Below are 19,521 nucleotides of genomic sequence, written 5' to 3' on the forward strand. Positions count from 1 at the left end.
CGGGCGATCCGGCAGGTGCGCACCTCAGTCATCCGAGGCCATCCCGTCGGCGAACTGCGTCAGCAGCGCGGCCGGGGCGTCGAGGAACGTGTGGTGCACGCCCGGCAGCACCACCGGGTGGACCCGCTTGGAGTACTGGTCCCACCCGCTCATACGCTCGGGGGCGACCTCCTGGTCGGCCGACCAGCCGATCGTGGTGATCGCGGTGTCCAGCAGTACCGGCTCGGCCGGCCGGTACGCCTTGTTGGCCTCGACGTCCGCTCTCAGCACCTCGGTGACGACGTCCAGGACGGTGGCGTCGAGCTTGCCGTCACTCAGCGCGACCAGCTCCGCGCGCAGTTCGTCGTCGGTCATCGTCAAGTAGCTGCCGTACGGTCCTTCGTGCGGGGCGACCTGGGAGGAGCAGAACAACCGCCGTGGCATCGGCAGCCCTTCGCGGTGCAGCACGACGGCGACCTCGAACGCGATGAGCGCGGAGCTACAGTGCCCGAACAGTCCGAAGGGGCGGTCCATGGCGGGCAGCAGCGCCTCGACCACGTCCTGCGCGAGCTGTTCGTAGGTCCCGAAGTGCGGTTCCCGCAGCCGGTTCTCCCGGCCCGGCAACTGCACCGGGCAGAGTCCGGTGTCGCCCGCGGCGTCCGGCCACCGGCTGAACATGGAGGCACCCGCGCCCGAATACGGCAGGCAGAAGATCCGCGACTCGGTCTCGTGCAGCGGCCGGGGCAGCCACCTGCGGAGGGGAACAGTCGATCCGCTCGTCATGGCCGTACTCCTCGTGCCGTCACCGGCAGGCTGGTGTATCCCGCGATGAAGTTCGACCGCAGCCGTACGGGTGCGCCGACGACCTCGATGTCGGCGAAGCCGGTCAGCAGCTCGTGGAACAGGACCCGCAGCGCGACCCTGGCGACGGTGTGCCCGACGCAGTAGTGCGGGCCGACGCCGAAGGCGATGTGCTTGTTGGGGCGCCTGCGGATGTCGAACGTGTCCGACCGCGAGAACACGGCCTCGTCCCGATTGGCCGAAGCCAGCCACGCGACGACCGCGTCGCCCGCGTGGATCGTGACGTCACGGATCCGCACGTCGCGCGTGGCGTAGCGCATGAAGTGCTGCGCGGGCGAGGACCAGCGCAACGCTTCTTCCACCCCGCTCATCAGCAGGTCCGGATGCGCCGCCCAGTCGGCCAGCGCGTCGGTTCCGGCGAGTTCGAGCAGTGCGGCGCTCGGTGGCTGGGCGGTGGTCACGTTGGCACCGAGCAGCAGGCTGTAGCAGTTGGACACGATCTCGCTGGGCGTGAGCCTCGCCCCGTCGACACGCATGCCCAGCAGCACGCCGATCAGGTCGTCGCCGGGGGCGGTGCGCCGTTCCGCGACCACGTCCTGGAAGTAGGCGAACAGCTCACGGTGTGCTCTGACGAGTGTCCTGTCCGGACCGCCCGGGCCGGTGTAGGCCGGGTCGTCCGGCGCGATGGACGCGCCCGTCAGCCGGGTCAGCTCGGGCCAGTCCGACCGGGGAAGCCGCATCCAGGAGCCGATGACCGCCATCGGCATGGCCGCCATGGCCGCGGCGAAGTCGAACACGCCGCCGTCCTTCATGGGCGCGAGCAGTTCCCGGACCAGGGACCGGATACGCGGCAGGTCGCGCTCCACCTCCTTGATCGACAGGGCGCGTTGCAGCGGTTCCCGCAGCCTCGCGTGCCGGGGTGGGTCGGTGACCGCCATCTGCCGGCCGCCGGCCGGGTCGCCCTTGCCGAGGAGGGTGAGCAGCGATCCCTGTTCGGAGGTGAACGTGCCGTGGTCGCGCAGCACGTACCGCACGTCGTCGTACCGGGTCACGGACCAGAACCCGTTGTCGCCGACCGGGTGCCAGCTGACCGGCGCCTCACGTCGCATGGTGCGCCAGACGGCGTGCACGTCCGTGGTGGCGAACGTGCCCGACTCGAACAGGTCGGTCTCCGGGGTGGCGTGCATCGGGCAGCGGCCCGGCTCCACGGCGACGGTCATCGCTGCGCTCCGCTCCGGATGGCGGTTTCCAGCTGCTCGCCGAGCTCACGGATGGTCGGTTGCAGGTAGAGGACGCGCGCCGGAAACGCGACACCGAACTCCGTCCGCAGCGAGCCGAGCAGGTCCGCGGCGTTGAGCGAATGGCCGCCCAGATCGAAGAAGTCGTCGTCGGCGCCGATCGGCTCCACACCGAGCACGCGTGCCCACAGCTCGGCCAAGCGGTGCTCCACGTCGGTCCGCGGTGCGACGTACTCGTTCGGCACGTTGCGTGCCATCAGGTCCACCGCCGGCAACGCGTCACGGGCGATCTTCCCGTTGCTGGTCAGGGGCAGGGTGTCCCGGACCAGGACAGCCCACGGGATCATCGGCGCCGGCAGGGTGGCGCGCAGCTGTTCGCGCAGTCGCTCACCCCAGTGCGGCGGTGGCTCCTCCTCCGGGACGACGTAGGCCACCAGCCGTTTCGTGCCGTCGGCGGCGGTCCGCACGACGACGGCGGTTCGGCTCACCCCGGGCAGGCGGTGCAAAGCGGTCTCGACCGCGCCCGGCTCGACCCGGTGGCCGAGGATCTTGACCTGGTCGTCGACCCGGCCGACGAACTCGCAGGCTCCGTCGGGCCGCAGCCGGACGATGTCGCCGGTGCGGTACATCCTCGCCCCCGGCTCATCCGCGAACGGGTCGGGAACGAACCGGTCGGCCGTGGCGCCCGGCTGACCGAGGTAACCGAGGGCGAGCCCGGCTCCTGACACGTACAGCTCACCGCAGGCACCCGCTTCGACCGGCCGCAGTCCGTCGTCCAGCACCGCTGTCCGGGTGCCGTTGACGGGCGTTCCGATCGGGATCGTGTCGAGGTTGTCCCGGGCGGCGGCGCTGGTCGTCCAGGTCGTGGTGAAGGTCGTGTTCTCGGTGGGCCCGTATCCGTTGGTGAACGTGATGCCGGGATGCGCCGCGAGCAGACGCGCGACCGGGCCTGACTGGATCACGTCGCCGCCCGCGACGAGGTGACGTACGCCGGCGAACGCGTCGATGTCGTGCGCCACCATCTCGTGGAACAGGCCGGCCGTCAGCCACAGCACCGTCACACCGTGCTCACGCAGGGTTTCCCCCACCACGTCCAGGGTGATCCGGCCGGACGGCGCCATCACGAGGTGGCAGCCGTGGGTCAGCGGTGCCCAGATCTCGAAGGTGGAGGCGTCGAACGCCAGCGGAGCCGCCTGGAGGAACACGTCGTCCCGGCGAACGGTCATCCAGTTCATGTCCGTGACCAGCCTGAGGACCGCGCGGTGCGGAACCATGACGCCTTTGGGCTCACCGGTCGAGCCGGACGTGAAGCTGACGTAGGCGAGGTCGTCGGCGGTGGTGCTCGCCGGAGCGCTGGAGGTCTCGCTCACAGCCGACGGCGAGAGCGTGGTGAACCGGCTGGGAACGCACTCGCGGAGCTGGTCGTCCGCCACGACGAACTCCACGCCGGCGTTCGTCAGCAGGTCGTTCCGCCGTTGTGGCGGGTCGTCGGGGCTGACCCCGACGTAGGCGGCGCCGGCACGCAGGATCGCCAGCAGCGCCGGGATCATGTCGGTGGACCGCCTCATCAGGACACCGACGACGTCACCCCGCCGGACGCCGGCCGTCGTCAGTGCGTCCGACAACCGGTCCGCTCGGCGGACGAGCTGGTCGTAGGTCAGGGTCTCGCCGTCGTACGTGACCGCGGGAGCCGAAGGATTCCGGAGGGCCTGCCGGGCGACGCGTTCGTACAGCATTTTACTTCCCGTCCATTCGCCTGCGGACACTCAGCGGCCTCATGTCGGTCCACACACGGTCGATGTGGTCCAGGCATTGCTGCCGGGGTCCGCGGAATCCTTCGGCGGCCCACCCTTTCGGAACTTCGCGCCCGGCCAGGAGAATTGAGTACTGCTCCTCGCCGTTGAGCACGACGATGTAATCGACGCTGTCATCGATGTCCGCCATGATCGACCTCCGTATGTCGTCGGAAAACGCTGTGAACTGCCGCGGGACACCGCCCGCTCGCACTTTTCGGCTCTCTCTAATTCCGTCCGACGCGCGTCGTTGTCACCACTACGACCGCGACCAGTGGTGCCAGTGCCGCCAGGAGCAGACCCGCCCCGGCGCCGTATCGCGTCACGAACCAACCGGCCACCGGGCTGGCAAGGGCGATACCCACGTAGCCGATGGCGGAGAAGTATCCGAACGCCTCCGCCAGCCGGGCCTTCGGCGCCTGTTCGGAGACCAGCAGGATGACCGCGCTGTCGCCCGGGGCGAAGGCCAGTCCGGCGACCAGGAGACAGACCACGGCAAGCCACAACCGGGGTGCCGCGACAGCGCTTGCCATGACAATGCCGTACGCGGCGATCAGTGCGCACGCCACCGTGCGGGTCGTCACCTTCCGCAACGGGTGCGTCGACGGCAACGCGGCGTAGACCGAGCTGCTGATCGCACTCGTGGCGAAGAGGCCGGCGAGCACCAGACCGCCGTTCGTCGCGGGCTTGCCGTGATCGACCATCAGGGCCGGCAACGCCACGTCGAGCGCGCCGAGGTTGATCCCGATACCCGCGTTGAGCACGAGCGGCGCCCACAGCCGGCCGAGCAACGCGCGCACCGAGGAGTGCTGCTGCGTCGGACCTCCCGGTTCTCTCCTCGGCAGCGTCCAGCTGAGCACGGCACCCCCGGCCGTCACAGCGGCCACGACGCCGACACATGCCTGCGGTCCGACCGCGGCAGCCACCACGGCCGCCAGCGCCGGCCCACCGATCCACGCCACCTGCACCGCCACCGCGTCGACCGCGTATGCCTGGGCAAGCTGGGTGGAGGGGAGGAAGTGGGGCAGGAGCGACCGGTAGGCCCCGCCCACCCCGGCGCCGGCGGACGCGGCCAGGACGACGAACACCAGCAGCAGCCACAGGGGAGCACCCGCGGCCGCCGCGATCGACGTGGCGACGAGCCCGGCGGTCGCCGCGAGCAGCGACCACCCGAGGGCCTTGGGCAACAGGGCCCGGTCCATCTGCCGGCCCCGCCACGGAGCGCACAGCGCGTAGGTCATCGCGCTCGCGCCGCTGAGCAGTCCACTGCTCACGAACGACCCGGACGCCTGGTGTGCGGTGAGCACCAACGCGACCGGAAGCGAGGTCTGCGGCAGCCTGGCCAGAGACGCCGCGACCAGCCACCGGTACCAGACCGGATTGTGCCGCAGCAGCTTGGTCGGTGTGTTCACCGGTGGACCGGCAACAGTGGTCTGCACGTGCTGGCTCCTCTTCTCAGATCGGCATCGCGCCGCTGAGCAGCGCTTCGCGCTCGCTGGGCAGCATCACGTCGGCCGTGTCGAGCCGGGCCGCCGGATCGGCCACCGCGGCCCGCATCACCTGGACCAGACGCTGGGTCAGCGCGACGACCGTCTCCTGGTCGAAGATGTCGTCGGCGAACTCGACCAGCCCGGCCATGCCTTCCGGACTGCCGTCGGGGCCGCGCCGCTCGGTGAACGAGAACGACAGGTCGAACTTGGCTGTCTGCACATCGACCTGCCGCCTGGTCACCGCGACGCCGGGGAGGTCGAGCGCGGCCTCGCCAGCGCCTTGCAGCGTGAGCGTCACCTGGAAGAGCGGGTTGTGGCTCAACGAGCGTGTCGGCTTGAGCGCCTCGACCAGCCGCTCGAACGGCACGTCCTGGTGGGCGTACGCGGCCAGGTTGGTCTCGCGCACCCGCGCCAGCAGTTCGGTGAACGTCGGATTGCCACTGGTGTCGGTGCGCAGTACCAGGGTGTTGACGAAGAAGCCCACCAGATCGTCGAGCGCGTCGTCATTCCGACCGGCGATCGGCGCGCCGATCGGGATGTCGGCACCCGCGCCGACCCGGGTGAGCAGGCCGGCCAGAGCCGTCTGGAGTGCCATGAACAGGCTGGCGCGTCCGGCACCGGCGAACCGGGCGAGACCGGCGTGCAGCTCGGCGTCCAGTTCGAAATGCACGGTCCCGCCCCGATGACCGCGCACGGCCGGGCGTGGCCGGTCCAGCGGCAGGTCCAGTCGCTCGGGCAGGCCGGCCAGCTGCTCGGTCCAGTACTCCACCTCGTTCGTGGCGGCCCCGCCGTCGGCGCCGAGGATCTGCCGCTGCCACAGCGTGTAGTCCGCGTACTGAACCGGCAACGGCGTCCACTGCGGTGCGTCGCCCGCACGCCGGGCCGCGTATGCGGTGGACAGGTCCCGCAGCAGCGGTCGCATCGACCAGTGGTCGGTGGCGATGTGGTGCAGGCAGACCAGCAGCACATGCCGGTTCGGGCCGAGCCGGAAGAGCACTGCCCGCATCGGCGGCGCGTCTGCGAGATCGAACCGGCGGTCCACTTCGGATGCCATCGCGTCGGCGATCTCGGCCTCCGAGGAGTCCACCGTGGTCAGAACAGGGCTCCCGGGGTCGAGGACGCGCTGCCACGGCTCGTCGCCGGACACCGGGAACGCGGTCCGCAGACTTTCGTGCCGGGTCATCACGTCGCCGAACGCCGCGCGCAGTGCGGCCTCGTCCAGCTCACCGGTCAGCGAGAAGGCCGACGGGAGGTGGTAGGCGGAACCATGACCCGCCGACCTCTCCAACTGCTCCACGAACCACAGCCGGCGCTGCGCGAAGGACAGCGGCACCCGCTCCGGGCGGGGCATGACGCTGACGGCCGGCCTGCTCGCCGCCAGGTCGTCGATGGCGTTGGCGATGCCTGCGACGGTCTGTCGTTCGAAGATCACTCGCACCGGCAGGTCCACGCCCAGCACCGCACGCACCCGGCTCGCCACCCTGGCGACCTGCAACGAGTGGCCACCGAGCTGGAAGAAGTCGTCGTCCACCCCGACCTCGGCGATCTTCAGTACGTCGGCGACCAGCCGGCACAGCAGCTCTTCCTGCGGGGTGCGCGGGGCGCGGCCGACGGCCGTCCACTGCGGGGCCGGCAGCGCCGCGACGTCCACTTTGCCGTTGACGTTGACCGGCATCCGGTCCAGTACGACGAACGAAGCCGGGACCATGAACGCGGGAAGGGTGTCGGAGAGGTAGCGCCGCAACCGCGCCGGCACGAGCCGGGTGCCGTCCACCCCCACCGCGTACGCCACCAGCCGGACGTCGCCCGGCGCCGGCTCGACCGCGGTCACGACCGCACGTGCCACGTCGGGGTGCTTGAGCAGAGTCGCCTCGACCTCTCCCGGCTCGACCCGGTACCCCCGGACCTTGACCTGCTGGTCGGCCCGGCCGACGAAGACCAGGGTGCCGTCGCCGGTCCACCTGGCCAGGTCGCCCGTGCGGTACATCCGCTCACCGGTGTCCACGAACGGATCGGGCAGGAACCGCTCGGCGGTGAGTCCCGGCTTGGCCAGATAGCCGCGGGCGACGCCCGCACCGGCGATGAAGATCTCACCGACCACTCCCGGCGGGACCGGCCGCGACTCCCCGTCCAGCAGGTAGATCCGCTGGTTCCACACCGGACGACCGATCGGCACGGCCGGGGACCGACCCCCGGCGGCCACCCGGCCGGACTGGACGAGCATGGTCCCGGCATGCGTCTCGGTGGGACCGTAGTAGTTGATCAGCCTGCGTTCCACGGGACCGCTCAGCAGCGCACGCATGTCATCGCTCAACATCAGGGCGGATCCTGCCTGCGCGACGTCGGTGAACGCGGGCAGTTCGAGGCCCTCGGCGACAGCGGCCGAGCAGATGCTGTCGATCATCAGTGTCGGCGCGATGACCATCGTCACCCGGTGCCGGTCCATCCAGTGCACCAGTCGTACCGGGTCGGTGCGCACATCCGGTTCGGGGATGGCGATCGTGCCGCCGCTGACCAGGGCGGGCAGGGTTTCCTCCAAGGACACGTCGAACCCCACGCTCGCCAGCTGCGCGACGACGCCGCCGGAGCTTCCCGTGCCGCGGTCCGCCTGCCAGCACACCATGTTGAGCAGACCGGCGGCCGGCATGACCACGCCCTTGGGCGCACCGGTCGAGCCTGAGGTGTAGATCAGGTAGGCCGCGGCGGCGGGGTCGCCGGTGCGGCATTCGTCCTGGGTGAGTGCCGTCGCCGGGTGCCGGTCGATCCGCGCCATGTCGTCGGGGGAATCGATGACCAGCGCGCCGGGCACCCGGTGTGCGTGCTCGCGGTGGGTCACCACGACCACCGGCGCGGCATCACCGATCATGAAACCGAGTCGTTCGTCGGGGTAGTCCGGATCCACCGGCAGGTAGACCGCACCGGCCTTGACCGTGGCCAGCAGCGCGACCAGGAGGTCCACGGACCGCTCCAGCAGGACCGCGACCACCCGCTCCTGGCCCGCACCCCGGCTGATCAGCTCCCTGGCCAGCTGGTTGGCCCTGGCGTGCAGCTCCGCGTACGTGACGCTGATCGTGTCCGTGACGGCGGCGACCGCCGACGGCGTGCGCGCGGCCTGGCGGTCGAGCAACGTCACCAGGTCGGCGGCCGGAAGGGACCGGGCGGAGTCGTTCCATTCCGTCAGCACCCGGTGCCTGCCGGCCGCGGACAGCAGTTCGCCCTGTAGCACCGGCCGGTCCGGATCGGCGACGGCCTGTCCCAGCACCTGGCAGAACTGCTCGACCATGGCCTCGACGGTGCCCTGGTCGTACAGGTCGGCGGAGTACTCGACCGTTCCGTCGATGCCGCACGGCGTGCCGTCGGCGGATCGCCGTTCCTGGACCGAGAAGAACAGTTCGAACCGGGACACTCCGATGTCGACGGGGTCGAACCGGGAGCCGACGCCGGGCGCGTCGAGCGCGGGATCGACGTGCGTCTGCACCGCGAGCATCACCTGGAACAGTGGGTTCAGGCCGAGCGAACGAACCGGGTTGAGCGCCTCGACCACGTGCTCGAACGGCACGTCCTGCGCGTCGAACGCGGCGAGATCGGTCGCCCGGACGCGCTCGATCAACTCACGGAAGGTCGGCTCCCCGGAGGTGTCGGTGCGCAGCACCAGCGTGTTGACGAAGAAACCGACGAGATCGTCGAGTGCCGCGTCCGTCCGCCCGGCGGCAGGTGCGCCGATCGGCAGGTCGGTGCCCGCGCCGAGCCTGGTCAACAGAGCACCGAGGCCCGCATGCAGGAGCATGAACAACGTCGACTGGTGCTCCCGGCCGAGATCGGTGAGTTGCTGGTGCAGAGCCGCGTCGAGGTGGAAGGGCACACGTCCGCCGCGGTAGCCGGTGGCGGCGGAACGGGGGCGGTCGGTCGGCAGGGCGATCTGCGCAGGCAGGTCTTCGAGCGCCGTCAGCCAGTAGCCCAGTTGCTTGGCCAGCATCCCGTCGGTGTCGTCGTCGGCGAGTTGCCGCTGCCACTGGGCGTAGTCGGCATAGTGCACGGGCAGGTCCGGCCACGTCGGAGCTTCGCCGGCCAGCCGGGCACGGTAGGCGGTGGACAAGTCGTGCCGCAGCGGCTCGAACGACCAGCCGTCGACCGCGACGTGGTGGAACGACAGCAGGAGCACGTGCTCCTGCGGGCCGAGGACGAACAGACACGCCCGCAGGGGCACGTCGACGGTCAGGTCGAAGCCCTCGGCCGCACGCCGACGGACCGCCTCCGGCGCCTCGCCGGGCTCGACGTGGATCTCCGGCATGACGGTTGCCAGGTCAGGGACATCCAGGACCTCCTGTCGCGGTGTGCCCGACTCGGCCGGGAAGACCGTCCGGAGGGTCTCGTGCCGGGCGATCACGTCGCGCACCGCGTGCCGCAGTGCGTCGCGGTCCAGCTCGCCCGACAGCCACAGCGCCACCGGGATGTTGTAGCCGGCCCCACCGCCGGCGACCTGGTTGAGGAACCACAGTCGTTGCTGCGCGTACGACAACGGGACGTGCGCGGGCCGTTGTATCGGTTCGACGGGCGGACGTGTCGTCCGGTACGAGTCGAGTCTGCCCGTCAGACCGATCGGAGTCGGCGAAGCGAAGAACTCCCGCGCCGTGACGTCGACCCCGAACGCGGCACGCAACCGGCCGAGAACGCGGGAGGCCAGCAGCGACTCACCGCCCAGTTCGAAGAAGTCGTCGTCCGGAGCCACCGCAGGCAGGCCGAGGAGCTCGGCGAATATCGACCGGACGAGATCGGTTCTCGGGTCCGTTCCCGATCGCTCCCTCGTGGAGTCGTAGTACACGGACATTGAAGCCCCCTTGTGCGGCAACATAGTGCTGGGCATTTCAGCGACTGTTCACGTTCCGACCGGCCGGGCAGTGCCTGGAAAAGGTCAGTTGAGCAGGATCACCGGGAATGGAACGCGAGAGGCAGGGACTCGAGACTGTTCGTGACATAGGACGGCGCGCGTCGCGGCTCACCGACCTGCTCGATCCTCGCCACGCTGTGCATGGTCTCTTCGAGGAACACACCGATCATCACCCTGGCCAGCGGTGCACCGATGCAGAAATGGCGACCGCCGCCGAAGCTCACGTGCCGGTTCGGGTTCCTGTTCAGCTGGAGCTCCATCGGCCGGTCGAACACGTTCTCGTCCCGGTTGAGCGACGACAGCCACACGCTCACCGCCTGACCCGCCTTGATCTCGACGTCACCGAGGAGCGTGTCGGCGACAGCGGTGCGCATGAGGTGGTTCACCGGCGTCGTCCAGCGCACCAGCTCCTCGATGGCCGACCGGAGCGGGACCGCCCCGGAGCGCAGCGCAGCCAGCTCCGCGGGGTCGGCGAGCAGCGCGAGCAGACCGCCGGCCAGCACCTGGCGCGTCGTCTCACCGGCTGCTACGGCCAGGTTGTCGCAGGTCAGGATGATCTCGTCGTCGGTGATGTCCAGCCCGTCCGCCTGCGCGAGCACGAACGCCGAGACCACGTCGTTCGTCGGTCGCGCCCTGCGCTCCTCGATCACCTCGGCGTAGTAGGCGAGCACCTCGAGGTGCGCCTGCTGCGCGGCCGTCCCGTCCAGGTCCACGATGTTGCCCACAGCCGCTTCGGCGTAGCCGGCCATCCGCTCCACATCCTCACCCGCGACGCCGAGCAGGCCGGCGATAACCTGAAGCGGGTACGGGGCGGAGACGTCGTTGACGAAGTCGTGGGGACCGGCATCGATGACGCCGCGGAGCAGGGACCGCGAGACCTCTGTCGCCCTGGCCCGGAACCCGGCGGCCGCCTTGGGCGTGAAGAGCGCGGCTGCCGCCTTGCGGAGCACATCGTGCCGGGGCGGGTCGGAAAGCGTCATCATCACGCCCGCACCCGGGTACGGATCGGAGAGATTGGGCCGCAGAAACGTTCCGCTGGCCGAGCTGAACCGCTTCCAGTCGCTCAGTACCTCGAGTCCCTCGTCATAGGTCGTGACCGCCCAGAACGGATCGTGATCCGGTTCGTCGTGCCAGGAGACCGGGCATTCTCTGCGGAGCCGCGCCCAGACGGCATGCGGATCGCCGTGGGAATAGAGATGGGGGTCGGTCAACCTGGTGATGGCCGGGGCACCCACGTGTGAGCTCCTTCGCGTGGTGAGTGTCAGTCGCTTTCTTCGGCGGAGACCGCTTCGGTCACTCAGGACGTCCTGCCTGCCTGGAGCCGCCGTCGGCCGGTCAGGGGTCCGGGCCGGCCGGCCCGGACCGCATCGACGCCGACGGCGTCCACTTCCCTAGGACCGTCCGGAGGGCGCGATCATCCCGGTCTCGATGGCCAGCCGGTCGAAGAACGCGGTCCAGTGACGCCACATCTCCTCGGCGGAGTCGAGGACCTGCCGCTCCTCCTCCGGGGTGAGTCCCGAGAACAGGGCGTTGGTCGCCTGGTCGACGTGGTCGGGTTCCTGTGTGACGTGGATGTCGACCCACGCGTTGCGCTCCGCGCCGGACTCCCGCTTGACCGCCTCGCCGATCGCGGAGACCATCAGCAGGTCCGTGACCTCGGTGGCGTAGATGCCGCCGAGAGCGGAACACCGGTCCGTCGAGCACTTCTCGTACCAGGCCACCAGCGCGGCGGTCTCCGCGAACGGCGCTGAACCGGTCACCGTCCGGCGGTCGTAGCCCGCCTTCTCCATGCTGTCGGCATAGATCACCTCGTGGGCGGCCTTGGCCGACCGGACACCGACCTCCTGCGACAGAATCCGTGTGATCGCGCTCTTGGACTCGATGTCGGGCAACGCCGAGATGCAACGCGCGAGGAAGGTCGGGAAGTAATGCAGCGGGTGCCACCACTGGCCGAGGAAGACACCCACGTGCTCGTGCGAAAGTGTGCGGCCGTGCACCTGCTTGAAGAACTCGTGGTCGGCGAAGGAGCGGTGCACCTCGTTGCCGACGAGTCGATCGGATATCGATTCCACGATTGCGACTGTCATGACGTTCGTCTCCTTCTGCTCGTGTATCTCACTGCGACGGTGACGGTGCATTCCCCTGCGCCGAGCACCAGTGTTGGGGCACCGGTGGAACGGAGACAGAGACATCAGGCTTATCCGGTGTAGTCGTGACGACTACGCGACGCCGCGTGCGCATGGTGAACGCGGCCCCGGCGGGGGTTACCGGTCTCCCGCCCGCGCGTCGGCCATGCCCGCGGCGAGCGTCGACCCGTCCTGCGGGTCGACGAGCAGGAACGAGCCGGTTCGTCTGTTCTCCGCGTAGTCGTCGACGGCGAGGGGCTCGGCGGTGCGGATCCGTACGCCGCCGATGTCGTTGGCGGACAGACCGTCGTCACAGGGCAGCCGGCGGGCGTCGGTGACGTCCATGCCGTAGTGGATCCGCTCCACCACCGCCTGGACCGTCCGGGTGGTGTGCTTGAGCAGCACACGCTGTCGTGCCCGCAGCGGGCGGTCGTGCAGATGGCACACGTGAGCGGTGATGTCCCGCAGCAACTGCGGAGCGGGGCCTGCGGTCAGCATGTCGCCCCGGGAGATGTCGATCTCGTCGGCGAGCCGAACGGCCACCGACTGCGGTGCCCGCGCGCTGTCGGTCTCCTTGCCGAGCACGCTGAGACCGACGACCGTGCTGGTCTCCCCGGACGGCTGCACGACGACACGGTCGCCGACCCTGATGACGCCGGAGGCGAGTTGTCCGGCCGGCCAGCGCTCCACCACCTGCCGCGGCTCCGCGGAGTGCCGGATCACGTACTGCACCGGCAGGCGCAGCGGCTTGCCGGCCGGATCCGCAGCGACCGGCACGTTCTCCAGATGGGACAGCAGTGTGTCGCCGTCGTACCAGTCCATCCTGGTCGACGGTTCGACCACGTTGTCGCCGGTCAGCGCGGACATCGGGATGGCGGTGACGTCCGCGACGCCCAACTCGCCGGCTCGCCGGGCGAACTCGTCCGCGATCGCGGTGAAGGCGGACTGCCGGTAGCCGACGGTGTCCATCTTGTTGACCGCCAGCACGACGTGCGGCACCCGCAGCAGTGCCGCGATCGCGCCGTGCCGCATCGTCTGTGCGACCACGCCGTTGCGCGCGTCGACCAGGATCACCGCCAGGTCGGCGGTCGAGGCGCCGGTGACCATGTTGCGCGTGTACTGCGCATGACCGGGGGTGTCGGCGAGGATGAACCGCCGCGCGGGCGTCGCGAAGTAGCGGTAGGCCACGTCGATGGTGATGCCCTGTTCCCGTTCCGCCCGCAGGCCGTCGGTGAGCAGAGCGAGGTCGGGGCCGTCCTGACCCCGCCTGCGGGACACCTCCTCGATGGCCGCCGCCTGGTCGGCGAGGACGGACTTGGTGTCGTACAGCAGCCGCCCCACCAGGGTGGACTTGCCGTCGTCGACCGACCCGCAGGTGGCCAGCCGCAGCAGGCCGCCCGCGGGCCGGCCGGTGGAGCCGGTCTGATCTGCCGCTTCCGCGACGCCCGTTGACATGTCTAGAAGTACCCTTCTCGCTTGCGGTCCTCCATGGCGGCCTCGGACAGCCGGTCGTCGGCCCTGCTGGCGCCGCGCTCGGTCACCCGGCTGGCGGAGATCTCCGCGATGACCTCTGCCACCGTCGAGGCGGACGAGTCGATCGCGCCGGTGCAGGACATGTCACCGACCGTGCGGTACCGAACCCGGCGCTCGCACAGGGACTCGTCGTCCCGGGGGCCGCCCCAGTCGCCGGGAGCCAGCCACATGCCGTCGCGCCGGAACACCTTGCGCCAGTGCGCGAAGTAGATCTCCGGCAGTTCGATGCCCTCCTGCTCGATGTACTGCCAGACGTCCAGCTCGGTCCAGTTGGACAGCGGGAAGACGCGGAAGTGCTCGCCGGGCAGGTGGTGACCGTTGTAGAGCTGCCACAGTTCGGGCCGCTGGCGGCGCGGCTCCCAGGCACCGAACTCGTCCCGCAGGCTGAACACCCGTTCCTTGGCCCGTGCCTTCTCCTCGTCGCGCCGGCCGCCCCCGAACACGGCGCCGAAGCGGCCGTCGCGGATGGCGTCCAGCAGGGGGAGGGTCTGGAGCGGATTGCGGCTGCCGTCCGGCCGCTCGCGGAGCGTTCCGTCGTCGATGTACGACTGCACGGAGGCCACGTCGAGCCGGAGGCCGTGCTCCGCGACGATCCTGTCGCGGTAGGCGATCACCTCGGGGAAGTTGTGGCCGGTGTCCACGTGCAGCAGGGAGAACGGCAGCGGCGCCGGGGCGAACGCCTTGAGCGCCACGTGCAGCATGACGATCGAGTCCTTGCCACCGGAGAACAGCAGCGTCGACCGGTCGAACTCCCCCGCCACCTCGCGGAAGATGTGGGCGGCCTCGGCCTCCAGCGTCTCGAGGTGCGTCAGCGGGGACACCGGTTCCCCGCGCGGGACGGTGCCTCCGGGACGGCCGGCGGGCACGACCCGCGCCGGGGCGGTCATGACAGACCCCGGTTCGTGAGCAGCGCGCGCACCTGGTGGACCGACTCCTCGACCGTCCGGTGCTGCGTGTGGACCCGCAGATCGGGATCGACCGGCACCTCGTAGGGGTCGTCCGCGCCGGTGAGACCGCTGATTTCACCTGCCGCCTGCCTGGCGTAGAGGTTCTTGACGTCCCGGTCGGCACAGATCTCCACCGGGGTCGCCACATGCACCTCGACGTAGGGGACGCCGCGCGCCGCGTGCAGGTCCCGGACCGCGGCGCGGGACAGCGCGTAGGGGGCGATGACCGGCACCAGCACGGTGACGCCGTGCCCGGCGAGCAGCCCGGCCACGTAGCCGATCCGCCGCACGTTGGTGTCCCTGTCCTCCTTCGAGAATCCCAGTTCCGCGGAGAGTGCGGCACGGACCTCGTCACCGTCGAGCACCTGGACCCGGTGTCCACCGGCGCGCAACTGCTCGGCGAGACCCACCGCGATGGTGGTCTTTCCCGCGCTCGGCAGGCCGGTCAGCCAGACCGTGCCGCCCTGCCACTCGGCCGGTGTGCCTTTAGGTTCGCTCATGTGCGGATCTCCCTTTCGCGCGCGCTCCGGGTGGGCGCCCCCGCACCGCAGGCGCGCACTGTGGTGCCGGTCCCCGTGCGTGCGCGTGACGACGGTCGGCGGATGGGTGGTCACGGTCTCTCCCTCCGGTCGGCCGGCTGTCACAGCGGGTGCAGACCGGGGAAGGTCAGGCCGAGGTTCTCGGGGCGTCCCATGCGGATGTTGAGGCACTGGAGGGCGTTGCCGGCGCCGCCCTTGACCAGGTTGTCCAGGGCGGCGATCGTGGTCAGGCGACCGCTGTCCTCGTCGACCGCGTAGCCGACGTCGCAGTAGTTGGAGCCCAGGAGGATCTTCGGGTCGGGGTAGCGGAAGGTGCCGCGTTGGTGCGCGACGACCCGGACGAAAGGTTCCTCGGAGTACTGCTCCCGGAAGGCCCTGCGCACGGTCTGCTTGTCCACGCCGGGGCGCAGCGTGGCGTGGCAGATGGTCTGGACCCCGCGGACCGCTTCGACGCCGGTGGCGGTCATCGCCGCCGACAGGCCCAGATGCCGCGAGATCTCCGCTTCGTGGCGGTGCCCGGTCGGCGCGAACACCCGCATGGAACCGCTGCGTTCGGCGTGCAGATTGGCCGGGCCGGCCGTGGCCCCCGAGCCGCTGGAACCGGTCCGGGCGTCGAACTGGGCTCCTTGCGCCGGATCGATCAGATCCCGGGCCACCAGGGGGTACAGGGCGAGTACGCCGGCCATGGCCATGCAACCGGGCACGCTGATCAAGTCCGCGGTGCGCAGACGGTCGCGGTGCAGTTCGGGAAGTCCGGGCACGAAATCACCCAGCAGATGCGGGGCCTGGTGCTGCTCGCCGTAGTAACGCCGGAAGACCTCGGTGTCGTCGAGCCGGAAGTCCCCGGTCAGATCGAGGACGAGCTTGGACCGCTGCGTCCAGTGATCGATCTGGGTCATCGCCACCCGGTGCGGCAGCGCCAGGAACACCGCGTCGCACTCTCCGACCTCGTCGGCCGAACAGAACGTCAGATCGGTGGTGGACCGCAGATTCGGATGCACACCGTCGACCCGTTTCCCAGGGAAACGGGACGAGACCGCGCCCACCACCTCGACCTCGGGATGTCCCAGCAGCAGCCGCAGCAACTCCCCGCCGATATAACCGGCCGCACCGGCCACCGCCACCCGCATCACGACCGCATCCCCCTCACTGCAATACGCCGGCGCATCATCACGACTCCTTCCGGTCCGAACCGACGGGCCATATGGAAAAAACTACGAACCCGTACGCCTCACCCGCGTCCGCAGCGAACACAGCACCGAGGAGGCGTCCGACTTAGATTCCTGTCGCGCGACTAAGCGCCCCGATTACCTGACGTGAGTGCCGTGTGTGCCAGTCTTGAGATCGGCCCCTATGTGTCGTGGAGTCAATGCGGTGTTCGCAGCGCTGCCATCACGCCATGAGAGAGAGACGGACCAGATGAGGGTGACTCAGAACCCCGACTTCCGGCGGCTGCGGGCCGCGCAGGGCGTCAGTCAGATAGGCAGCCAGATCGGCTTCCTGGCGCTGCCGCTCGCCGCTCTCCAGGTGCTCCACGCCAGTGTGTTCGAAGTCAGTGTGCTCACCGCCACGCAGATCGTGCCGTTTCTGCTGATCGGTCTGCCGGCCGGGGTGTGGGTCGACCGGATGCCCCGACGGCCCGTCCTGATCAGCACCGACATCTTCCGCGGGCTGCTGCTGCTCACCGTCCCGCTGGCCTACGCGCTGGACACGCTCACCCTCGGCCAGCTCTACGCGGTCGCGTTCGGGCAGGGTGTCGCCACCGTGTTCTTCGACGTCGCCTACCAGTCGTATCTGCCGGACGTGGTCGAGGCCGATCAACTCACGGAAGGGAACGCCCAGCTGGAGCTGGCGCGGTCCGCGTCGCAGTTGATCGGTCCCAGCGCGGGCGGCTGGCTGATCTCGGCGTTGCGGGCCCCGGTCGCGCTGGGCGCCGATGCTCTGTCCTTCCTGTACTCCGCGTTCATGGTGTCGCGCATTCCCGCCGAGCGGGAGAAGCCGGTGGCGACGGACGGCAACCGGACGACCTGGTCGGTGCTGTGGCGGGAGGTGGGTGAGGGGCTTACCTTCGTAGGCCGCCACCGCCTGCTGGCGCCGCTCGCCGGGGTCGGGGGGCTCCTCAACTTCTCCTACGGCATGGTCGCGGCGATCTTCACCACCTACACGGTGCGTGAACTGGGCTTCTCTGCCGCGAAACTGGGCACCCTGATGGCGATCGGGTCACTCGGCGTCGTCCTGGGAGCCGTCGTGGCCCGCGGGCTGTCACAGCGCCTCGGAACCGGACCGAGCATCGTGCTCGGTGCGCTCCTCAACGGCGTCGGCCCGCTCGCCACGCCCGCCGCGCCCGCCTCGGCCCCCGAAGTCGTCATCTGCTGCGGCCTGTTCCTGCAGTCGTTCGGCGTGGTGCTCTTCAACGTGAACCAGGTCAGCCTGCGGCAGAGCATCACCCCGCGACCGCTCATGGGCCGCATGACCGCGACGATCCGGTTCGTCATGTGGGGCACGCTTCCCGTCGGATCGCTGTGTTCCGGTGCGCTCGCCACGAGCATCGGCCTGCACCCCGCCCTGTGGGTGTCGGCGGCGGTCGGCGCCCTGGCGTTCCTCGGGGCCCTGTTCTCCGGCATCCGCACCGTGGGCACGGGGAAGGTTCCGCCGCCGGGCTCGGCAGCCGGTACCGCGGCCACCGCCGAGCCGGCGGAACTGTGCGACCGCACCGACGTCGGGTGAGTTCGCGGGCAACGCGGTCACCAGCGTGTTGACCCGGCTCTCCCGCGGTTGAGCCCCTCGATTACCACGAAGCGATCCCAGTCCTGCCATTTTCGATGCTGGCCCTGTTTCTCGATGCCAGACCTGGATCTGAAAATGGAGGTCCCTACGTGAAATCCGTACTCGTCCTTTCCAAATGGAATGTCGGCGCGGTGGCCCCGGCGGCCGAACAGCTAAGAGCCCGCGGACTCCGGTCGGTACTGGTATCCGAGATTCCGGACACCGCCCTCCGCGACACATGCGACGACCATGTCGTGGTGGACTGGGACAGCGAGGACCTGTCCGCGCTCATCGCCCGGCTCGACGCGCGCGGCATCGCCCCCGTCGGCGTCGTCAATGTGCTCGAACCGCTGCTCCTCTGGCAGAGCGGCCTGGCCGCGCACTACGGCCTTCCGGGCGCCGGCGTGGGCCTCGACGTGCTGGCCAGCAAGACGCTGGTGCGAGAGCGTATGCGCGAGCTGGGGCTGTCCTCCATCGGCTTCTGCGCCGACCCGGCGGAGGTCGATTTCTTCCCCGCCATCGTCAAGCCCTCACGTGAGTCCACGGCCTCGCGGCTGGTTCGCCGGGTGGACGGTCCGGCCGAGCTCCTCGCCTACGGGCGCCACCTGGCGGAACGCGGCTTCGGCGACACGGAGATGATCATCGAGGAATATCTGCCCGGTGTCGAGTTCTCCGTGGACGGACCGGTCGTGGACGGCCGCTTCCATCCGGTCCTGGCGGTCGAGAAACCCGACCACGACGACGTCAGGCACCACGACGCGGGACTTCGGGTGCATCCCCCGCAGCAGGATCACGTGCGTGCCGGGGTGCCCGTCCTGACCGAGATGCTCAACGTGCTCTGCGCCGACCTCCGCCTCGACCACGTCTGGCTGCACGTCGAGGGCCGGGCCGACGAGGACGGCCGGACGGAGCTGGTGGAGATCAACCCCCGGTTCGGGGGCGGCATGTATCCGACGGCGATCGAGGAGATCAGCGGGATCGACCCGGTGGAGGCGGTCGTCTCCATGGCACTGGGCGAGTTCACGCCGGACCGGCTGGGTCCGCTTCGCGACCGGACGATCATCGGGTGGGTCGACGTGGAAGCCGACGAACTCGGCCGGGTGGAGATCAGCGCCACGGAGGACGACCTGTGCGCACTGCCGGGCGTCATCAAGGCGGTGGTCGTCAACGGCTACCAGGTGACCGACCTGGAGAAGGAGAACTACTTCCTGCGTTTCGCGGTCACCGCGGATTCGCCGGGTGAGTTGCGGGCTCGCGCGGCGAACGTCCTGAGTGCCGTCGGTGAATGGCGCGTCGTATGAAGTTCCCGAAAGGTCGCCGCGATGCGTCGCGGCGGTGAATCCGTCACGGACGCGCGACGCACCGCGCGCCCGTGGCGTCGCAGCAACACAGCAGCTCGCATTTCCGCCCCCCACCCGGAG

At 69.9% G+C, this 19,521-nt stretch carries 14 protein-coding genes; 2 read left to right on the plus strand and 12 right to left on the minus strand.

Annotation, left to right across the window (positions count from 1 at the left end):
- Positions 1-24: 24 nt before the first annotated feature.
- The 12 genes from AB0F03_RS18190 to argC all read right to left on the minus strand — a co-directional run bounded on the left by AB0F03_RS18190 (position 25) and on the right by argC (position 16,464).
- Positions 25-762, minus strand: a complete 738-nt coding sequence (locus AB0F03_RS18190; RefSeq protein WP_361992520.1) for a thioesterase domain-containing protein — start codon at positions 760-762, stop codon at positions 25-27.
- Positions 759-2,000, minus strand: a complete 1,242-nt coding sequence (locus tag AB0F03_RS18195; protein WP_361992523.1) for a cytochrome P450 — start codon at positions 1,998-2,000, stop codon at positions 759-761. Before AB0F03_RS18195 ends, AB0F03_RS18190 begins: the two co-directional genes overlap by 4 nt.
- On the minus strand, positions 1,997-3,754 hold the full coding sequence (locus tag AB0F03_RS18200) for a non-ribosomal peptide synthetase (RefSeq protein ID WP_361992526.1): 1,758 nt from the start codon (positions 3,752-3,754) through the stop codon (positions 1,997-1,999). The genes AB0F03_RS18195 and AB0F03_RS18200 overlap by 4 nt, the downstream gene beginning before the upstream one ends.
- A 1-nt stretch (position 3,755) precedes the next feature.
- Positions 3,756-3,962, minus strand: a complete 207-nt coding sequence (locus tag AB0F03_RS18205) for an MbtH family NRPS accessory protein (RefSeq protein ID WP_361992529.1) — start codon at positions 3,960-3,962, stop codon at positions 3,756-3,758.
- A 76-nt stretch (positions 3,963-4,038) separates the two neighbouring features.
- Positions 4,039-5,250, minus strand: a complete 1,212-nt coding sequence (locus tag AB0F03_RS18210) for an MFS transporter (RefSeq protein WP_361992532.1) — start codon at positions 5,248-5,250, stop codon at positions 4,039-4,041.
- Positions 5,251-5,266: 16 nt separating this feature from the next.
- Positions 5,267-10,129 carry an amino acid adenylation domain-containing protein gene (locus AB0F03_RS18215; protein WP_361992535.1) on the minus strand — a complete coding sequence of 1,621 codons (4,863 nt, stop codon included), beginning with the start codon at positions 10,127-10,129 and terminating at the stop codon, positions 5,267-5,269.
- A gap of 98 nt (positions 10,130-10,227) precedes the next feature.
- Positions 10,228-11,424: a cytochrome P450 gene (locus AB0F03_RS18220; protein WP_361992538.1), complete on the minus strand. Its 1,197-nt coding sequence runs from the start codon at positions 11,422-11,424 to the stop codon at positions 10,228-10,230.
- A 156-nt stretch (positions 11,425-11,580) separates the two neighbouring features.
- The gene (locus AB0F03_RS18225) at positions 11,581-12,276 is read right to left on the minus strand and encodes an iron-containing redox enzyme family protein (RefSeq protein WP_361992541.1); all 696 of its coding nucleotides are present in this window, start codon (positions 12,274-12,276) and stop codon (positions 11,581-11,583) included.
- A gap of 177 nt (positions 12,277-12,453) precedes the next feature.
- Entirely contained in the window at positions 12,454-13,770 is a 1,317-nt protein-coding gene (locus AB0F03_RS18230; protein WP_361992542.1) for a GTP-binding protein, read from the minus strand.
- A gap of 2 nt (positions 13,771-13,772) precedes the next feature.
- Positions 13,773-14,735 carry a sulfate adenylyltransferase subunit CysD gene (cysD, locus tag AB0F03_RS18235; protein WP_361992545.1) on the minus strand — a complete coding sequence of 321 codons (963 nt, stop codon included), beginning with the start codon at positions 14,733-14,735 and terminating at the stop codon, positions 13,773-13,775.
- Positions 14,732-15,295, minus strand: coding sequence for an adenylyl-sulfate kinase (gene cysC / locus AB0F03_RS18240; protein WP_361992548.1), 564 nt, complete (start codon positions 15,293-15,295; stop codon positions 14,732-14,734). The genes cysD and cysC overlap by 4 nt, the downstream gene beginning before the upstream one ends.
- 140 nt (positions 15,296-15,435) lie before the next feature.
- Entirely contained in the window at positions 15,436-16,464 is a 1,029-nt protein-coding gene (gene argC, locus AB0F03_RS18245) for an N-acetyl-gamma-glutamyl-phosphate reductase (RefSeq protein WP_361992818.1), read from the minus strand.
- 289 nt (positions 16,465-16,753) lie between these two features.
- On the opposite strand from argC, the gene AB0F03_RS18250 reads away from it, so the two are divergent.
- The gene (locus AB0F03_RS18250) at positions 16,754-18,061 is read left to right on the plus strand and encodes an MFS transporter (protein ID WP_361992551.1); all 1,308 of its coding nucleotides are present in this window, start codon (positions 16,754-16,756) and stop codon (positions 18,059-18,061) included.
- Between the two features lie 149 nt (positions 18,062-18,210).
- A complete protein-coding gene (locus tag AB0F03_RS18255; RefSeq protein ID WP_361992554.1) occupies positions 18,211-19,401 on the plus strand; it encodes an ATP-grasp domain-containing protein in 1,191 nt (396 codons plus the stop codon).
- Positions 19,402-19,521 lie beyond the last annotated feature (120 nt).

The sequence above is a fragment of the Streptomyces sp. NPDC028722 genome (genome assembly GCF_040637655.1).
Classification (GTDB): Bacteria; Actinomycetota; Actinomycetes; order Streptomycetales; family Streptomycetaceae; genus Streptomyces.

Excerpts from the sequence above, each read along its gene's own strand:
- AB0F03_RS18190 (WP_361992520.1), bottom strand. The coding sequence starts at position 762 with ATGACGAGCGGATCGACTGTTCCCCTCCGCAGGTGGCTGCCCCGGCCG.
- AB0F03_RS18195 (WP_361992523.1), bottom strand. The coding sequence starts at position 2,000 with ATGACCGTCGCCGTGGAGCCGGGCCGCTGCCCGATGCACGCCACCCCG.
- AB0F03_RS18200 (WP_361992526.1), bottom strand. The coding sequence starts at position 3,754 with ATGCTGTACGAACGCGTCGCCCGGCAGGCCCTCCGGAATCCTTCGGCT.
- AB0F03_RS18205 (WP_361992529.1), bottom strand. The coding sequence starts at position 3,962 with ATGGCGGACATCGATGACAGCGTCGATTACATCGTCGTGCTCAACGGC.
- AB0F03_RS18215 (WP_361992535.1), bottom strand. The coding sequence starts at position 10,129 with ATGTCCGTGTACTACGACTCCACGAGGGAGCGATCGGGAACGGACCCG.
- AB0F03_RS18225 (WP_361992541.1), bottom strand. The coding sequence starts at position 12,276 with ATGACAGTCGCAATCGTGGAATCGATATCCGATCGACTCGTCGGCAAC.
- AB0F03_RS18230 (WP_361992542.1), bottom strand. The coding sequence starts at position 13,770 with ATGTCAACGGGCGTCGCGGAAGCGGCAGATCAGACCGGCTCCACCGGC.
- cysD (WP_361992545.1), bottom strand. The coding sequence starts at position 14,735 with ATGACCGCCCCGGCGCGGGTCGTGCCCGCCGGCCGTCCCGGAGGCACC.
- cysC (WP_361992548.1), bottom strand. The coding sequence starts at position 15,295 with ATGAGCGAACCTAAAGGCACACCGGCCGAGTGGCAGGGCGGCACGGTC.
- argC (WP_361992818.1), bottom strand. The coding sequence starts at position 16,464 with ATGCGGGTGGCGGTGGCCGGTGCGGCCGGTTATATCGGCGGGGAGTTG.
- AB0F03_RS18250 (WP_361992551.1), top strand. The coding sequence starts at position 16,754 with ATGAGGGTGACTCAGAACCCCGACTTCCGGCGGCTGCGGGCCGCGCAG.